Annotated in this window: 16 protein-coding genes and 4 tRNA genes; 11 read left to right on the forward strand and 9 right to left on the reverse strand. The window is 69.6% G+C overall.

Going from position 1 to position 16501, the window contains the following annotated elements:
* Window positions 1–142 precede the first annotated feature (142 nt).
* Window positions 143–224 (reverse strand) — tRNA-Leu (locus tag ACSDQ9_RS13050).
* Between the two features lie 37 nt (window positions 225–261).
* On the opposite strand from ACSDQ9_RS13050, the gene ACSDQ9_RS13055 reads away from it, so the two are divergent.
* Window positions 262–567 carry a DivIVA domain-containing protein gene (locus ACSDQ9_RS13055; protein ID WP_435147699.1) on the forward strand — a complete coding sequence of 102 codons (306 nt, stop codon included), beginning with the start codon at window positions 262–264 and terminating at the stop codon, window positions 565–567.
* Here ACSDQ9_RS13055 and bcp read toward each other — a convergent pair whose 3' ends face one another.
* A complete protein-coding gene (gene bcp, locus ACSDQ9_RS13060) occupies window positions 568–1047 on the reverse strand; it encodes a thioredoxin-dependent thiol peroxidase (protein WP_435147701.1) in 480 nt (159 codons plus the stop codon).
* Between the two features lie 74 nt (window positions 1048–1121).
* Between bcp and ACSDQ9_RS13065 the strand changes: the two genes are divergently transcribed.
* Window positions 1122–1427: a DUF3618 domain-containing protein gene (locus tag ACSDQ9_RS13065; RefSeq protein WP_435147703.1), complete on the forward strand. Its 306-nt coding sequence runs from the start codon at window positions 1122–1124 to the stop codon at window positions 1425–1427.
* 55 nt (window positions 1428–1482) lie between these two features.
* On the opposite strand, the gene ACSDQ9_RS13070 is transcribed toward ACSDQ9_RS13065, so the two are convergent.
* From ACSDQ9_RS13070 to ACSDQ9_RS13095, 6 genes are all read right to left on the reverse strand, one after another.
* Window positions 1483–1558: transfer RNA gene (locus tag ACSDQ9_RS13070), tRNA-Lys, on the reverse strand.
* Between the two features lie 41 nt (window positions 1559–1599).
* Window positions 1600–2331 carry a type 1 glutamine amidotransferase gene (locus ACSDQ9_RS13075; protein ID WP_435147705.1) on the reverse strand — a complete coding sequence of 244 codons (732 nt, stop codon included), beginning with the start codon at window positions 2329–2331 and terminating at the stop codon, window positions 1600–1602.
* Window positions 2328–3482 (reverse strand): DUF1727 domain-containing protein, encoded by a 1155-nt coding sequence (locus tag ACSDQ9_RS13080; RefSeq protein ID WP_435147884.1) that lies wholly within the window; start codon window positions 3480–3482, stop codon window positions 2328–2330. The genes ACSDQ9_RS13075 and ACSDQ9_RS13080 overlap by 4 nt, the downstream gene beginning before the upstream one ends.
* A gap of 190 nt (window positions 3483–3672) precedes the next feature.
* Window positions 3673–3747, reverse strand: a tRNA-His gene (locus tag ACSDQ9_RS13085).
* Between the two features lie 86 nt (window positions 3748–3833).
* Entirely contained in the window at window positions 3834–4493 is a 660-nt protein-coding gene (orn, locus tag ACSDQ9_RS13090; protein WP_435147886.1) for an oligoribonuclease, read from the reverse strand.
* Between the two features lie 82 nt (window positions 4494–4575).
* Window positions 4576–4648, reverse strand: a tRNA-Arg gene (locus ACSDQ9_RS13095).
* Window positions 4649–4707: 59 nt separating this feature from the next.
* Between ACSDQ9_RS13095 and ACSDQ9_RS13100 the strand changes: the two genes are divergently transcribed.
* From ACSDQ9_RS13100 to ACSDQ9_RS13115, 4 genes are read left to right on the forward strand one after another with little or no spacing between them, the layout of a single operon-like run.
* A complete protein-coding gene (locus ACSDQ9_RS13100) occupies window positions 4708–6006 on the forward strand; it encodes a PrsW family intramembrane metalloprotease (RefSeq protein ID WP_435147707.1) in 1299 nt (432 codons plus the stop codon).
* Window positions 6007–6030: 24 nt separating this feature from the next.
* Entirely contained in the window at window positions 6031–7893 is a 1863-nt protein-coding gene (locus tag ACSDQ9_RS13105) for an ABC transporter (RefSeq protein ID WP_435147709.1), read from the forward strand.
* On the forward strand, window positions 7890–9524 hold the full coding sequence (locus ACSDQ9_RS13110) for a YfjP family GTPase (protein ID WP_435147888.1): 1635 nt from the start codon (window positions 7890–7892) through the stop codon (window positions 9522–9524). The genes ACSDQ9_RS13105 and ACSDQ9_RS13110 overlap by 4 nt, the downstream gene beginning before the upstream one ends.
* Window position 9525: 1 nt before the next feature.
* Entirely contained in the window at window positions 9526–10194 is a 669-nt protein-coding gene (locus ACSDQ9_RS13115) for a ThuA domain-containing protein (RefSeq protein WP_435147711.1), read from the forward strand.
* On the opposite strand, the gene ACSDQ9_RS13120 is transcribed toward ACSDQ9_RS13115, so the two are convergent.
* Window positions 10145–10993: a putative RNA methyltransferase gene (locus tag ACSDQ9_RS13120; RefSeq protein ID WP_435147713.1), complete on the reverse strand. Its 849-nt coding sequence runs from the start codon at window positions 10991–10993 to the stop codon at window positions 10145–10147. The genes ACSDQ9_RS13115 and ACSDQ9_RS13120 overlap by 50 nt on opposite strands.
* 149 nt (window positions 10994–11142) lie before the next feature.
* Between ACSDQ9_RS13120 and ACSDQ9_RS13125 the strand changes: the two genes are divergently transcribed.
* The 5 genes from ACSDQ9_RS13125 (at window position 11143) to ACSDQ9_RS13145 (ending at window position 16480) form a co-directional block, all read left to right on the forward strand.
* Window positions 11143–11580, forward strand: a complete 438-nt coding sequence (locus tag ACSDQ9_RS13125; protein ID WP_435147715.1) for a single-stranded DNA-binding protein — start codon at window positions 11143–11145, stop codon at window positions 11578–11580.
* 136 nt (window positions 11581–11716) lie between these two features.
* Complete coding sequence (ettA, locus tag ACSDQ9_RS13130; RefSeq protein ID WP_435147717.1) at window positions 11717–13399, forward strand: energy-dependent translational throttle protein EttA; 1683 nt, start codon at window positions 11717–11719, stop codon at window positions 13397–13399.
* A 121-nt stretch (window positions 13400–13520) separates the two neighbouring features.
* Entirely contained in the window at window positions 13521–14306 is a 786-nt protein-coding gene (locus ACSDQ9_RS13135; RefSeq protein WP_435147719.1) for a hypothetical protein, read from the forward strand.
* A complete protein-coding gene (locus tag ACSDQ9_RS13140; protein WP_435147721.1) occupies window positions 14306–15508 on the forward strand; it encodes a hypothetical protein in 1203 nt (400 codons plus the stop codon). The genes ACSDQ9_RS13135 and ACSDQ9_RS13140 overlap by 1 nt, the downstream gene beginning before the upstream one ends.
* Before the next feature lie 30 nt (window positions 15509–15538).
* A complete protein-coding gene (locus tag ACSDQ9_RS13145; protein WP_435147723.1) occupies window positions 15539–16480 on the forward strand; it encodes a hypothetical protein in 942 nt (313 codons plus the stop codon).
* Window positions 16481–16501: the final 21 nt, after the last annotated feature.

The raw sequence follows: 16501 nt of genomic DNA on the forward strand, positions 1-16501 counted from the left end.
TGCCAGTCTGCCGGGTGCTCGTGTCGCGGGCAGGTCAGCCGGGCGCACCGATCCGTTTCGGCGCCGCCCTGCGAGATGTGGCCAGCTGGTGGCAACTTCTCGCAATGGACGACCAAAACCGATCGGTGGGGATGTGAAACGGTGCCGGAGAAGGGACTTGAACCCTCACGCCTTGCGGCACAGGAACCTAAATCCTGCGTGTCTGCCAATTCCACCACTCCGGCCAGCGCCCGCCATGCTAGCGGTCCTACGCTGGGGCGCATGTTGAGCCCCGACGACGTCCGCTCCGTCACCTTCCCCACCTCCCGGCGTGCCCACGAGGGTTACTCCGAGCAGGCCGTGGATGAGTTCGTGGAACTGGTCGCCCAACGGATGGAGCGCGGCGAGAGCCCGGCGGGGCTGCTGGCCGGGGCGCGCTTCCCGATGGCGCGCCGCGACGGGTACCGGGCGCAGGAGGTCGATGACTTCATCGACCGGCTGATCGAGCAGTACCCGCTCGCGCGGGGGCAGCATGTCGAGACCGCCGACGGCCGGCGGCAGGGGTTCTGGAGTCGTCTGTTCGGCTGATCAGATGCCGAGGTCGCGCTTCAGCTTGTCGACGTGGCCGGTGGCTTTCACGTTGTACTGAGCGAGCGCGATGGTGCCGTGGCCGTCGTCGTCCACGTCGACCACGAAGGTCGAGCGCAGCACACCGGTGATCTCCTTGCCGTAGAGCATCTTGGTGCCCCAGGCGCCGTAGGCGTTCAGCGAGGTCTTCTCGGGGTCGGCCAGCAGCGTGACGCCGAGGGCCTCCTTGTCGCGGAACTTGGCGAGCTTGTCGACCGAGTCGGGGCTGATGCCCACGATCTCGTAGCCGGCGTTGCGGAAGTCGGCCTGGGCCGCCGTGAAGTCGACCGCCTGGATCGTGCAACCGGGGGTCATCGCCGCGGGGTAGAAGTAGACGATCACGCGCCGTCCCGCGAAGTCACCGAGCGAAACCTGGGTGCCGGTGGCATCCGGAAGGGTGAAATCGGGGGCGGGGGAGCCGAGGTCGAGGCGATGGTTCATGCCCCACACGATACCGGTGGCGCTAGGGTGGGCTGGCAAGCTCGACGACTGGCACTCACCCAAGGGAGACCCCCGTGGCCGACACCACCGACACCCGCACCACCGCCCAGATTCGCGCCGACATCGCCGCCCGCCGTGCCCGGGTGTCGGCGAACCTGTCGAACTTGGTCACCGAGGTGCACCCGACCGCCGTCAAGGAGCGGACGATCAACGACGCCAAGTCGTTCGCGCAGACCGAGTTCGACGCCGCGAAGTCGACCGTCAAGGACGATCGCGGCTGGCGCGTCGACCGGCTGTTGATGCTGGGCGCCGCCGTCGTCGGCACCGTGGCTCTGCTGGTCGGGGTGCGGGCGATCGTCCAAGCCGGCCGCAAGGCCTGATCCGAAGCTGACAACGAAAAGGCCTTGTGAGAGAGATCTCACAAGGCCTTCTTCGTGGTACACCGCCAGGGACTTGAACCCTGAACCCGCTGATTAAGAGTCAGCTGCTCTGCCAGTTGAGCTAGCGGTGCGCGAGAAGAAACTTTAGAGCATCGGGGCGCCGTTTGTGAAATCAGCGCTTGCGGACGGCTGCGATCCGCTGGCGACGCAGCTCGTCGACCTCGGGGACGACCAGCGGTTCCAGCTCGAGCCCGGTGCCCAAGCGCAGCACGTGGTCGGCCAGTTCGGGGTTGCGGGCGAGCACCGGCCCGTGGGGGTAGGTGCCCAGCACCGTGCCCTGCTGGGCGCCCTCGGTGCCGTCGCCGTTGTTGCCGACGCCCACCTCGACCATGGCCAGGGGAGTGGCGTCCGGGCCCAGGGTGGTGTGGCCGCCGTGGTTCTCGAATCCCGTCAGCTCGTAGCTGGTGCCGTCGGGGCGTTGCCAGCGGGTGAGGATCTCGCCGACCGCACGCGCCGGTCCGCGGCGGGTGGTCACGTCGAGCAGCCCGAGCCCCTCGATCACCTCGTCGTGGTCGCCCACGGTGAAGCTGGTGCCGCAGATCTGGTAGCCGGCGCACACCGCGAACAGGGCGGCGCCGCCCTCGACGGCCCGGAACAGGTTGCCGTCGGCGCGCAGCGCCTTCACGGCCGAGATCTGCGCCATGTCCTCACCGCCGCCGAGCAGGTAGACGTGGCCGTCGGCCGGCACCTCGTCCCCGGGCTCGACGACGATCAGTTCGTGGTCGATGCCGCGCCACTCGAGGCGCTTGGTGAGCACGGTCGCGTTGCCGCGGTCACCGTAGATGCCCAGCAGGGACTGGTACACGAGCACCAGCTTGACGGGTCCGTCAACGATCCGGCTCATGCGAGACCTCCAAGCTTCCGCAGCCGCTGGAACGGGGTGTAGGTGGCGATCACGTCGACGGCCCCCTCGTCGGCCCGCACCTCGGGGCGGGCGAACGCCGCCGCCAGGTCGGGCTCGACGACGTGCTCGACCCCGGCGTGCTTCAACCGCACCGCGAGATCCTGGGCCCGCGGGCCGGTCGCGACCACGGTTCGTCCGGCCAACTGCTCGTAGCGCACGTCCCACAGCCACGAGACGTCGCGCCCGTCGGCGGCCGCGGAGTCGATCGCGAGCACGACCGTGTCGGTGGTGGCCAGGGGCAGCGACTCGGCCCAGCCGGCCGGATTCTTCGCCAGCAGCAGCTTCGCCTGGGCGCCACCGATCATGGCCACCGCGTAGCGTCCGGCGGGCGAGGTGACGGTCGCCATGCCGGCCAGCGCGGTCGCGGCGGGCACGCCCATCGCACGGGCAGCGGCCAGGGCGCAGGCGGCGTTGGCGCGGTTGAAGCGCCCGGGCACCTGCAGGTCGAGGGTGAACACGCGCCCGTTGGGGTCGGAGACCTCGTCGCCGGCGACGGTGTAGTCGGCCGTGGGTTGGGTCAACTCGCAGCCGGGGCAGTCCCAGCGGGGTCGGTCGGCCTCCTGGGTGCGGACGAGCACCGTGCCGCACTCGGGGCAGAGCGCGGCGTCCTCGTTCCAGACGTCGCCGGTGTCGATCCAGATGGTGCGCCGGGCCGGCGCGGACGACCAGACCACGAGCGGGTCGCAGGCATTGGCCACCACGACGGGGCCCGAGTCGCCGGCGGCCTGCAGCGCGAGCCGCCACGATCGTCCGAGCGCCTTGATCTCGTGGTGGCGGTCCAACTGGTCGCGGGAGAAGTTGAGCAGCACCAGCACCTCGGGCTTGCCCAACTCAATGACGGTCGCGACCACGCGCTCGTCGGTCTCGAGCACCGCGATGCCCGCCTCGGGGTGGTTCGACAGGGCCGACGCGATGCCGTGGTGCAGGTTGGCGCCGTCGGCATTGGTGACCACCTCGTCGGGGTTGGCGACGCTGGCGCGCACGGCCGCCGTGAGCAGGTGGGTGGTGGTGGTCTTGCCGTTGGTGCCCGACACGCTGGCGACGCGGCGGTCGGCGAGCAGTTTGCCCAGCGCCTTGGGGTCGATGCGCAGCAACACGGTGCCCTGGATGGACGCGCCGGTGCCTCGTCCGGTCACACGGGAGGCGAGGGCTGCGGCCTTGCCGGCGGCGGTCGCGGCACCCAGCCGGATGCGGCTCAGGGTTCCCGGCTTCGGCGGGCGAAAGGGAAGTCGAGGAGCAGCCATGCGGAACATTGTGGCACGGGCTCGGGGGTGGTCCGTGTGGGGTGAGTAACGGGATTTGAACCCGCGACATCCGCGACCACAACGCGGCGCTCTACCACTGAGCTATACCCACCACGGCCACACGTCACGCCGGTCGAAACCGGCTCAGGAGAATATACCGGCCCGCACCGGTCGGCGCCAATCGGAGGCCTGCGCGACTCAGATCAGGGAGCTGGGGTCGTCGCTATCTGCGTCTGCTGCCGGGTCGGAGGCACCGTCCGCCACCGCCCCCGTGAGCGCCCCCTGGTGGCGCAGCGCCGCCTCGCGGGCCATCTGCGTCGTCGGTGCGACCGGCACGAAGATGGCGTCGCGGTAGTAGCGCAGTTCCTCGATCGACTCCTGGATGTCGGCCAGCGCGCGGTGGTTGCCCGACTTGGCGGGGGAGTTGTAGTACGCCTTGGGGTACCAGCGGCGGGCGAGTTCCTTGATGGAGCTGACGTCGACGTTGCGGTAGTGCACGTGGCCCTCGAGGGCGGGCATGTCGCGGGCGAGGAACATGCGATCGGTGCCGATGGTGTTGCCCGCCAGCGGGGCCTTCCGCGCGGTGGGCACGTGCTCCTGCACGTAATCGAGGACGAGTCGCTCGGCCTCGGCCATGGTCAGGCCGGCCTCGAGCTCGTCCAACAACCCCGAGGTGGTGTGCATGGTGCGCACGAAGTCGCCCATCTGCTGCAGCGCCTCGGCGGGCGGCTTGATCAGCACGTCGACGCCCTCGCCGAGCACGTTCAGGTCGCCGTCGGTGACCAGGGCGGCCACCTCGACCAGCGCATCGGTGGTGAGGTCGAGCCCCGTCATCTCGCAATCGATCCAGACGAGCATCTCGTTGGTCTGCGGCACCGGGGGCGCCCCCTTCTGTTCGTCGTGGCCTGTTCGTCGTGGCCTGTCAGCCGTGGTGCACGTGCGCCCCAGGCAGGAATCGAACCTGCGCACGACAGATTAGAAGGCTGTTGCTCTATCCGCTGAGCTACTGGGGCCAGAGACGTCAGTCTAGGCGCACCGGTCCCTGCTCCGCCCACTCGCTAGTCTTGCCCACATGTCGTCAGCACGTCTGGAGCGCCGCGCCCGCATCCTTTCCGGAGTGCCCCGCGCCCAGCCGCCTCGCCCCTGGTACCTGCGCCTGCTGCGCAGCCCCTGGACGTGGGCCCTGCTGGTGACCGCCATCCTCGGATTCCTCGGTCTGTTCGACATGTACTGGATGATCCACGCCGACCGTGAGGTCGAGGGCGGCACGGTGCCCGGCATCACCAACCAGTCGATCCAGATCGGCGCCAAGTACGCCTGGCCCACCGCCGTCGCCTGGACGCTGCTGTTCCTGTGGTTCGACCGGTTCCGCAAGAACCGGATCGCCATGTGGCTGATCGCCCTGGTCTGGGGTGCCTGTTTCTCCACCTGGATCTCGATCCACGTCAACTCCTGGGCCGGGGAACTGCTCAGCGTGCAGGGCAACGGTGACCCGTCGACGGGTGCTCGTCCGGCCGTGTTCGTGGCCCCGTTCGTCGAGGAGTTCTCGAAGGCCACCATCGTGTTCGCGCTCGCCGTGCTGGTGCGCTACCGCATCGTGTCGGTGATGCAGAGCGTCTGCCTGGCGGGGCTGTCGGCCGTGGGCTTCGCCTTCACCGAGAACATCCTCTACTACGCCCGCGGTTACGAGTACGCATCGCGCACCATCGAGGCCGGCGACGCCGAGCAGGCCCTGATGAGCCTGGTGAAGCTGCGCGGCATCTACACCTCGTTCGGGCATCCCTTCTTCACCACCCTGATCGCGATCGGCATCCTGTTCGGGCTGCGCCACCGCAGCAAGTTAGTGCGCATCCTGGCCCCGATCACCGGCTTCCTCGCGGGCGCGCTCGGCCACATGCTCTTCAACGGCGTCGCCTCGGTGATGTCGACCGACGAGGCCAAGAAGTACTGGTTCATGGCCCTGGCCGTGGTCGCGGTGCTCGCCGGCACCCTGATCCTCTGGATGATCCGCGAGGGTGGTCGCGTGCGCGCCCGATTGGACGACCTGGTGCGCTTCGGCTGGTTGTTGCCCGGCGACCCGGCCGTGTATTCCAGCCTGCGGCGGCGGCTGTGGATGCTGGTGATCGCGGTCAGCCAGCCGACCCGCCTGCCCGCCACCATTCGGGTGATGCGCCACATGACCGAGTTGGCCTACCTGCGCGACTCGATGGTGCTGGGGCTCGTCGACCAGATCGGCTACGAACGCGCCCGTGAACTGCTCGAGTCCATCCGCAGTGACCGCCAGGTGGCCGTGACCTCGACGGCCGGTGAACGCGTGCGCGTGCCGAACCCGCTGGCATGGCTGCGCGCGCGTCGATCGATGACGGCGTGACCTGATCTCTGACACCCTGTGCCCATGGGTTCACAACAACTTGCGGCGGCACTGACGGGGCTGCGATCGGCGCTGGTCCCGGTCACGCTGCCCATCGAACTGCCCGGTGTGGCCGACCATCGCCGCGCGGCCCGTGACCTCGTGCACCAGCTCGACGACTACGTGCTGCCCCGGCTGGCGACCATCGATGCGCCGCTGCTCGCCGTGGTCGGCGGGTCGACCGGCGCGGGCAAGTCGACCCTGGTGAACTCCCTCGTCGGGCGCACCGTCACCACGCCGGGGGTGATTCGTCCGACCACGAAGTCGCCCGTGCTGATCCACCACCCCGACGACGAGCACTGGTTCGACGACGAGCGCATCCTGCCCGGGTTGATTCGTTCCCGGGTGTCGTCGCACGACCAGAACTCGCTGAAACTGGTGGCCGAGCCGAGCCTGCCGCCGGGGCTGGCCATTCTCGATGCCCCCGACATCGACTCCGTCGAGGAGCGCAACCGGGTGCTGGCCGCCCAACTGCTGCAGGCCGCCGACCTGTGGTTGTTCGTCACCTCGGCCGCCCGCTACGCCGATGCCGTGCCGTGGGACTTCCTCAAGCAGGCCGTCGAGCGCCGCGCCGCCGTGGCCGTGGTGCTCGACCGGGTGCCGCCGGCCGCCATGACCGAGGTGCCGACCCATCTGGGGCAGATGATGACCGAACGCGGGCTGGCCGACTCCCCGCTGTTCGCGGTGCCCGAGACGACCACCGACGCCGACGGACTTCTGCCCGACTCGGCCGTGTCACCGATCCGCGGCTGGCTCGCGGGTCTGGCCGCCGACTCCCGCACCCGTCAGCAGGTGGTCCTGCAGACCCTCGACGGCGCGATCACCTCGATGGCCGGCCGGGTGCCAGCGCTGGCCACGGCCGTCGACGAGCAGGCCGAGGCGCTCGCCAGCCTGCGCGACGATGCCCGCTCCGCCTACGCCGAGGCGGCCCGCCAGGTGGCGGTGCAGTCGGCCGACGGCACGCTGCTGCGCGGCGAGGTGCTCGCCCGCTGGCACGAGCTGGTCGGCACGGGGGAGTTCCTGCGGGCCCTCGACCAGAAGCTGTCGTGGCTGCGCGACCGGGTCTGGGGCACGATCGTCGGCAAGCCGCCGGAGGTCGACAAGATGAAGGTGGCCGTCGAGAACGGGCTCGAGGCCCTCGTGCGCGAAGAGGGCGAGGCGGCCGCCGAGCGCGCCGAGGCCGCCTGGCGCTCCACCCCGGCCGGTCGGTCGCTGCTCGCCCGCCACGCCACCTCCCACGGACGAGAAGACCTGGCGCGGGCCTCGTCCGACTTCCCCACGAAGGTGGCCAGGGCCATTCGCGACTGGCAGGGCGACGTCATCGAACTGGTGGCCGACGAGGGCATGGACAAGCGGTCGAAGGCCCGGCTGCTCGCCTTCGGCGTGAACGGCGCCGGAGTGGCGCTGATGGTGGCGATCTTCGCGCACACCGGCGGACTGACCGGCGCCGAGATCGGCGTCGCCGGCGGCACCTCGGTGCTCGCCCAGCGGCTGCTCGAAGGGATCATCGGTGACGACGCGGTGCGGTCGCTGGCCGAGCGCGCCAAGGCCGATCTCGACCAGCGCATCGAGGCGCTGATGGCCACCGAACTGGCACGCTACGAGGCCCTGTTGGGCGAACTGCAGACCGACGAGCACCAGGCCGACGCCCTGCGCGAGGCGGTCGATCGGGTCGAACAGGAACGGGCGTCGGGCTACGCCGACGAACGGGCGCTGACCAGCGGCATCGACACCGCCGGCGAGCTGACGGCCGGTTTACACGAACCCGTGGTGACCGTGCAGCAGGTGACGGGCGAGGCTCCCGACGTGGTCGACGCCGAACTCGTCGAGCGGGGGGAGGAGCGCTGATGGCCAAGCAGTCACCGGTCGCCGACCGGCTCCGAGCCCTGCGTGAGGTCGTCGACCAGGCGGGAGGACGCATCGACCCCGACCTGGCCCGCGAGGCCGCCGACCTGGTCGACCGGGCGGGCGGACGACTGGCCCTCTCGGGTGACCACACGGTGGTGGCGCTGGCGGGTGCCACCGGGTCGGGCAAGTCCAGCCTGTTCAACGCGCTGTCGGGCACCAGCCTGGCCGAACCGGGCATGCGCCGCCCGACCACCTCGAAGGCGATGTCAGCGACCTGGGGTCCGACGGCCCCCGCCGAACTGCTCGACTGGCTGCAGGTGCCCCGGCGCCACCAGGTCGAGTCCGTTCCCGCCGGCCGCGGTGGCAGGCAGGGCGAACGCGATGGCTTGGTGTTGCTCGACCTGCCCGACCACGACTCGACCGAGCTGGCCCATCGCGCCGAGGTCGACCGGCTGGTCGAGTTGGTCGACCTGATGATCTGGGTCGTCGACCCGCAGAAGTACGCCGACGCCGCGCTGCACGACGCCTATCTCAAGCCGCTCGCCGGGCACTCCGAGGTGATGGTGGTGGTGCTCAACCAGATCGACCGGCTCACCCCCGAGCAAGTGCGGGCCTGCGTCGCCGACCTGCGCCGGCTGCTGGACTCCGAGGGGCTGGGCAAGGCACGGATCGCCGCCGTCTCGGCCACCACCGGCCAAGGAGTCGACGAGTTGCGCTCGCTGCTGCTCGACCTGGTCAAGCAGAAGCAGGCGGTCGCGCGTCGCATCGGGGCCGACCTCACCCGGGTGGCCGACCGGTTGGCGCCCGAGCTGGGCTCCGGCGGCGATCTGGAAGTCTCCGCCGGGAAGCGCCGCCAGTTGAACCGTGCCCTCGCCGAGGCCGCCGGCGTCGACGTGGTCACCGAGGCAGTGCTGGCCTCCACCCGCCGCCGCGGTGGGCTGGTCACCGGGTGGCCCGTGCTGGCCTGGCTGGGGTCGTTTCGTCCCGACCCGCTGAGGCGGTTGCACCTCGACCGGCTGCCGGTGGGCCGTGGTCGCAAGGCGCTCGAACCGGTCCGCGTCCAACGATCGGCGCTCGACAGCGGTCACGGGGCGTCGAAGGCGCGGGTCGATTCGGCCGTCAGGGCGCTCTCGGACGATGCGGCCGCCGGTCTGCCCCGCGGCTGGCAGGACGCCGTGCGCCGGGCCTCGCGCCAGCACGAGGCCGCGCTGCCAGACGAACTCGATCGAGCCGTGACCACCACCGATCTGGCGATGGACCGCGGCTTCGGGTACTGGCGGGCAGTGCAGGTGATCCAGTGGATTCTGGTGGCGGTGCTGGCCGCCGGGCTGCTGTGGTTGGCGGCCGACGTGGTGCTGGCCTACTTCCAGTTCCCGCCGTTGCCCAGCTACGTGTGGCACCGACTGCCGCTGCCGACATGGCTGGTGATCGGCGGGGTGGGTGCCGGGCTGGTGCTGGCGCTGATCAGCCGGGTCTTCGTCGAGGTCACCGCCCGGGCCAAGGCGCGGCGCGCGCAGAGCGTGCTCACCAAGCAGATCGCCGCCGTGGCCGAGAAGCAGGTGATCGCGCCGGTGAATGCCGAGCTCGCGCGCCTGCGCACCGCCCGCGCCGGTCTGGCGAAGGTGCGCTGACATGGCCGATCTCCTGGTGCTCACCGCCACCCACCCGAACGCGTTCCGCCACCACGAGGCCATCGAGGCGGGTGTGCCCGCCCTGCGTCGACTGGCAGCCTCGCACGAGCTGACCATGGAGCACACCGAGGACACGTCGGTACTCAACCCCGCCGGGCTCGCCGGGGTGCGGGCGGTCGTCTTCCACCAGTGCAACGGCGAGATCCTGCGCGAGTCCCAGCGGGCGGCCCTGCAGGCCGCCGTCGAGGCCGGTTGCGGGTTCGCCGGGGTGCACAACTCCACGGGTGCAGAGCGCACCTGGCCCGCCTACCTCGAGCTGATCGGGGCCAGGTTCGCCGGTCATCCGGCCATCAATGACGTCCGCCGTGACCTGGTTCCGGTTGAGCCCGACCATCCCTCGGTCGCGCCGCTGCCGAAGCCGTGGTCCTGGTCGGACGAATGGTACGAGTTCGAGGCCCCACCCGTCGGGGTGGAACCGTTGTTGGAACTCGCCGACGAGCCCGGCCGTGCGCTGTGTTGGCGCGGACGAGTGGGCGCCGGTTCCACCTGGTACACGGCGCTGGGGCACCGGGGTTCGGCGTGGTCCGACCCGGCCTACCTCGCCCACGTGTGGGGTGGGATCAGTTCGGTGCTGGCGCCGCCAGCAGCGTCCCCACGAAGTGCACGGTGATCTCGAGGCCCGGCAGCGCCTGGATGCGCTCCACACCGTCGGCCGGGGCGTTCCACCGGTAGGGGGTCATGCCCCAGACCTGCATGACCTCCTCGTTCGAGGTGAGCGTGGCTCGTCCGACGAAGCGTCGCTGCTCGAGCACCGGCCAGGACTCGGCGAGCAGCACCTGCTCGTCGTGGGGACGGTAGTCGCGGTACAACTGGGCGCGCAGCTCGGCCAGGTGGGTGTCGCCCGGGGTGACCAGCAGCACGCGGCCACCCGGCGCCAGAGCCCGCTCGAACTCGGGCGCGAAGACCGGTGACATCACGCTGGTGAGCAGGTCGACGGACGCATCCACGGCGGGCAACTGGTTCACCGAGGCCACGGCCGCCACCGCCCGGGGCACCCGCCGCGCGGTGAGCTTCATGGCGGGGCGCGAGATGTCGAAGGCGACCAGGTGGTCGTCGTGGGGCGGCGCGTCGGCCGCTGCGGGCAGCGCCGCCAGCATGGCCTCGGTGAACGTGCCCTCACCGCAGCCCACGTCGAGCAGGGTCTCGGGGGCGAGCTCACCCACCCACTGGTGCAACCCCTCGCTCAGCACCGCGTAGTGGCCGCGATCGAGGAAGGCCCGCCGGGCTGCCACCATCTGCTGGTCGTCGCCTTGGGCGCGCTGGCGCGACTTGCCCGGCGTCAGCAGGTGCAGGTGCCCGTCGCGAGCCTGGTCGAAGCTGTGGTTGGCCTCACACCGGGCCACCCGGTCGTGCAGCCGCAGCCGATCGCCACACACCGGGCAGGCGAGGATGCCGTCGCGTGTGCTCATGGAGACACAGGCTAGTGGGTTGTCCACAGCCCGCGGGTCGGTCGAAGAGTTGTCCACAGGCCGCAGAACTTCTTGGGACGAATCGGGCCTCGCCGACCACAACTCAGGTGTGAGGCCCCACCGCGGGGCCCATCATCAGAGGAGATGTCATGGACGCAACCATCAGCCTGTCGGGCAATATCGGCACCGACATCGAGACCTTCACCGGCGACGACTGGGTGCTCGCCCGATTCCGGCTCGCCTGCACGCCCCGCGTCCGCCGCGGGGGAGAGTGGTCCGACGGCGAGACGACCTGGATCTCGGTGCGCGCCTCGAACCGACTGGCCCGCAACGTCGCCGAGAGTCTGCGCAAGGGCGACCCCGTGGTCGTCACCGGACGACTGCGCACCCACGTCTGGCAAGACCCCGAGGGAGTCAAGCAGGACCGCCTGATCGTCGAGGCCTCGGCGGTGGGCCACGACCTCAACCGCGGGGTCAGCACCTTCCGCCGCAACGAACGCTCGGCGCAGTCGCCGGCCTCGCCCGGGGAGCCGATCGACCTGGTGGTCGACGACACCGTCGACGAGGTGGTGCCCGACCCCGCCTGAGTGCACCACCTGTCCGCCGGGGGGAGGGGGCTGGCGACGCGGTTCACTGGCATACTGGACGACGGCCCGCGCCGCCCCGACCCTTCGGTGCATCGGCGCGGCCGTCTGATGTCGATGCGAAGGAAACGCGCTCCCCATGGCTGAGTTCATCTACACCATGCACAACGTCCGCAAGGCCGTCGGCGAGAAGGTGATTCTCGACGACGTCACCCTCAGCTTCTACCCCGGAGCGAAGATCGGTGTCGTCGGCCCCAACGGTGCCGGCAAGTCGACCATGCTCAAGCTGATGGCGGGCCTGGATCGTCCGAACAACGGCGAGGCGCAGCTGGCCAAGGGTGCCACCGTCGGCATCCTGCTGCAGGAGCCGCCCCTCACCGAGGACAAGACGGTCTGGGAGAACGTCGAGGAGGCCGTGGCCGAGACCAAGGCCATGCTCACCCGGTTCAACGAGATCTCCGACTCCTTCGGCGATCCCGACGCCGACTTCGACGCCCTGATGGACGAGATGGGCAAGCTGCAGACCGAGCTCGACCACCGTCAGGCGTGGGACATCGACGCCCAGCTGGCCCAGGCGATGGAGGCACTGGGCTGCCCGCCCGGCGACTCGCCGGTCGACGTGCTCTCCGGTGGTGAGCGCCGCCGCGTGGCGCTGTGCAAGCTGCTGTTGCAGCAGCCCGACCTGCTGCTGCTCGACGAGCCCACCAACCACCTCGACGCCGAGAGCGTGAACTGGCTCGAGGGTCACCTCAAGAACTACCCGGGCGCCGTGCTGGCCGTCACCCACGACCGCTACTTCCTCGACAATGTCGCCAGCTGGATCTGCGAGATCGACCGCGGTCGCCTGCACCCCTACGAGGGCAACTACTCGACCTACCTCGAGACCAAGCGCAAGCGCCTGCAGATCGAGGGCCAGAAGGACGCCAAGCGGGCCAAGGTGCTCGAGCGCGAGCTCGAGTGGGTGCGCTCGTCCCCGAAGGCTCGCCAGGCCAAGAACAAGGCCCGTCTGGCCCGCTACGAGGAACTGGCGGCCGAGGCGGAGCGCAGCCGCAAGATCGACACGGCCGACATCAACATTCCCGCCGGCCCCCGGCTGGGCAACGACGTGCTGCAGGCCGTCGACCTCACCAAGGGTTTCGGCGACCGCATCCTGATCAACGACCTGGACTTCACGCTGCCGCGCGCCGGCATCGTCGGCATCATCGGCCCGAACGGTGTCGGCAAGTCGACCCTGTTCCGCATGATCGTCGGTGAGGAGCAGCCCGACTCCGGTGACCTCAAGCTGGGCCAGACCGTGAAGATCAGCTACGTCGACCAGAGCCGCTCCGGCCTCGACCCGGCCAAGAACGTCTGGGAGGTGGTCTCCGACGGTCTCGACTTCATCAAGGTCGGCAATTTCGAGATGGCCAGCCGCGCCTACGTGGCCAGCTTCGGCTTCAAGGGCCCCGACCAGCAGAAGCTCTCGGGCGTGCTGTCGGGCGGTGAGCGCAACCGGCTGAACCTGGCGCTGACGCTGAAGATGGGTGGCAACCTGCTGCTGCTCGACGAGCCCACCAACGACCTCGACGTCGAGACCCTGTCGTCGCTGGAGGACGCCCTGCTCGAGTTCCCGGGCTGCGCCGTGGTGATCAGCCACGACCGCTGGTTCCTCGACCGCGTCGCCACCCACATCCTGGCGTGGGAGGGCACCTCGGAGGACGAGGCCGACTGGTTCTGGTTCGAGGGCAACTTCGCCGACTACGAGGCCAACAAGGTCGAGCGGCTCGGGGCCGAGGCGGCCCGTCCGCACGCCTCGAAGCACCGTCGTCTGCGCCGCGACTGACCACGGCCACCGATTTCGGCGACTGAATCCGGGAACCTCCTCGAAGTCACCTCCGTCAACCCTGAAGCGACCCCCTCTCGTGGCAACCTGAGAGAGGCGCAGAACCGGGAAGGGGAACGTCGTGACCAATTGGAGCGACCTGGAGGACGTGAGCATGACCGAGGAGTGGGACGAGTACGACCCGCTGGCCCCGATGTCCATGGGAAGCCTCGAGGCTGACTCCGACGCCGAGGACGGCGACGAGTTCGCGAGTTCGCGTCGCATGCTCGAGGACGGCTCGATCAACTACGACAAGCCCTTCGCCGACCCCCTGGGCATGGTGCGCGTCTGGATCGATGCCGACCGCGCCATCACCAAGGTGCGGATGTCGCCGAACTGGCGCGATCGACTGCCCTCCTCGGCCGGTACCGGCGCGGAAGCGCTCACCCGAGCCTTCTCGGCGGCCTTCGTGTCCATCAACAACGTCGACCGCACCGAGACCCACACCGACGGCCGCGTCAATCTCGATGGCGCCGAGGCCGAGCCGGCGACTCGTCCGATCGCCTGGGACGACCTGGCCCGCCTCCAGCGCCGGTCCGACCAGGTGATGCAGCGCTTCGACCAGCTGGACGACAGCGAGGGTCACGGCGTCTGGCATGCGGAGCAGGCCGTCGGCCGTGCCGGCGGCGACAAGGTGGTGGTGACCATGGACCACACGGGCCGCTACCTCGGCATCACCTTCGACGGTGCCTGGCTCGAGGGTGCCCGCGTGCGTGAGGTCACCACGGCGGTCACGGCCGCGGCGGCCGAGGCCAAGGCGCGCGTGCGACCCGGCACGTACGAACCCGGTGAGCGCGACGAGCTGTTCGAGGAATTGAGTTCAATCCGTACCGAAATGAAGTCCCTGATGAAGCGAGGATTCCACTGATGAGCGACAAGCGTTGGGAACTGTCCGAGCAGGAGCGCAAGCAGCGCGCGCAGGAGAGCGGCGTCGACGGATACCGCGCCGACAGCGATGACGAGCTCAGTGAGCTCGACGTCTACGAGGCCTTGATCGACCCCAATGGCGCCAGCGGCAAGGGTGGCGGCAAGGGTGGCGGTTCGCCCATGATGATGCCTCCCCAGGGCATGGGTGGCGCCCGCGGTGGCGCTGGAGCAGGCGCGGGTTCGACCGGCGTGGGCGCCGGCGGTACCGGCATGGGCCCCGGCGGCGTCATGCCCGGCGGTTACGGACCCGGCGGTGCCGGTGTGGGCGGCGGAGCCGGTCTCGGCTCCGGTGGCGTGGGTGCCGGCGGCGGTCTGGGTGCCGGCGGTGGCCTGGGCGCTGGCGGCCTCGCGGGCGCCGGTGCTGGCTACACCCCCGGTGGCTTCGGCACCTCTGCCGCGGGCACGAAGGTGGCCGGTGGCATCGATGTCGATGGTGACGGCATCGCCGACATCGACGAGAACGGCAACCCGATCCCGCACCCGGGCGACCCCGGTTACAACCCGCCCGGTGGTTATGACCCGACCGATCCCGGTTCGAATCCTCCCGGGTACACCCCGCCCGGCGGTTATGACCCGACCGATCCCGGTTCGAACCCTCCCGGGTACACCCCGCCCGGCGGTTATGACCCGACCGATCCCGGTTCGAACCCTCCCGGTTACACCCCGCCCGGCGGCTTCGACTCGACCGATCCCGGCTCGAACCCTCCCGGCTACACCCCGCCGCCGGCGCCCGACCCCTCGGACTCGACGAGCCCTGGGTTCACTCCTCCCACCAGCCCGAGCGGCCCCGGCAGCATGCCGAGCTCGCCGAGCGGGTCGGGGAGCATGCCGACCGGGTCGGGTGGTGCGGGCACGGCTCACAGCCCCGACGCGATGGATCAGGCCGGGTCGGGCTGGGGCAAGCTGGCCCAGGACATGACCAGCGTGAACACCGACATCGCGGCCCTGACCGCACCCCCCAACATGGGGTTCATCAGCCCGCCGACCGAGAACTACACCACGCTGCAGACCACCACCGGCCAGTGGGCCACCAGCGGTTCCACGGTGTTCACCGAGATCCAGACCGGCCTGGCGCGCGACGCCCAGGGCTACCGCGATCTGGCCTCGGAGCAGAGCACCAGCGCTGCCGGCATCAACGACTGACCCTCCCGACGAGACGAAAGGCGACACGACATGGTCATGACAATGGACGACGGTGGCGGCGGCAGCTTCCCCGAGCTGATCGACATGTACACCCTCAACAAGGCGTGGGAAGACCTCAAGTCCCGCATCACCACGGTCTGGACCAACGGTGAGAAGTGGGAGGCCCAGACCACGGCCAAGACGGTGGCCGACACCGCTTGGTGTGACGAGGTGGAGAAGTTCAACGACGACATCAACAAGCTCGACAAGCGGATCACCGACGCGGTGACCTTCATTGAGCAGGAACTCTCCACCAAGTTCGAGCCCAACGACGGTGTGGCCAAGAAGCTCGGCGAGATGAAGGACAAGTGGGAGAAGGTCGGCACCAAGGTGCAGGACACCCACGACACCGTCCACAACCACCTCAAGCTCGACGACTGGGGAGGCGAGGGCGGCCAAGAGTACAAGAACGTGCTGCCCACCCAGATGAAGGCCCTCGTCGAGCTGAAGGGGCTGGCCCAGTCGCAGGGTGAGACCTGTGACCAGACGAGCCTGATGAACGCCTACATCTGGCAGAACACCAAGCTCTCGATCGACACCGTTCGCAACCGTCTGCCGAAGAGCTACTCGCGGGCCTCGATCACCGACAAGGGCTACTCCACCAAGGTCAACGGAACGATGTATGACCAGTGGGCCTTCGCCAGGAACGGCATTCCGCTGGCCGACAACCTCGAGAGCCTGCAGGCGTGGCTGACCAAGCAGACCGACCCGTACGACTCCGACTGGGCGGGCTCGGCCAACTCGCTGAAGTCTGACCTGACGAAGGTCACCTCGGCGCCGTTGAACCTGCAGCCGTCGGGCGAGTGGCCGGGCATCAAGATGCGTGTCGAGGGGGATCCCGCCAACACCGCCGGCCTGGGCTGGAACAACACCAACGTCAGTGGGAACTACGACTACAACTACGACGACGGCAACATGGAGCTCAACGCCTGATCGTCTGATCTGGTTGACTCG

Source organism: Aestuariimicrobium soli (assembly GCF_051192575.1).
Taxonomy (GTDB): Bacteria; Actinomycetota; Actinomycetes; order Propionibacteriales; family Propionibacteriaceae; genus Aestuariimicrobium; species Aestuariimicrobium soli.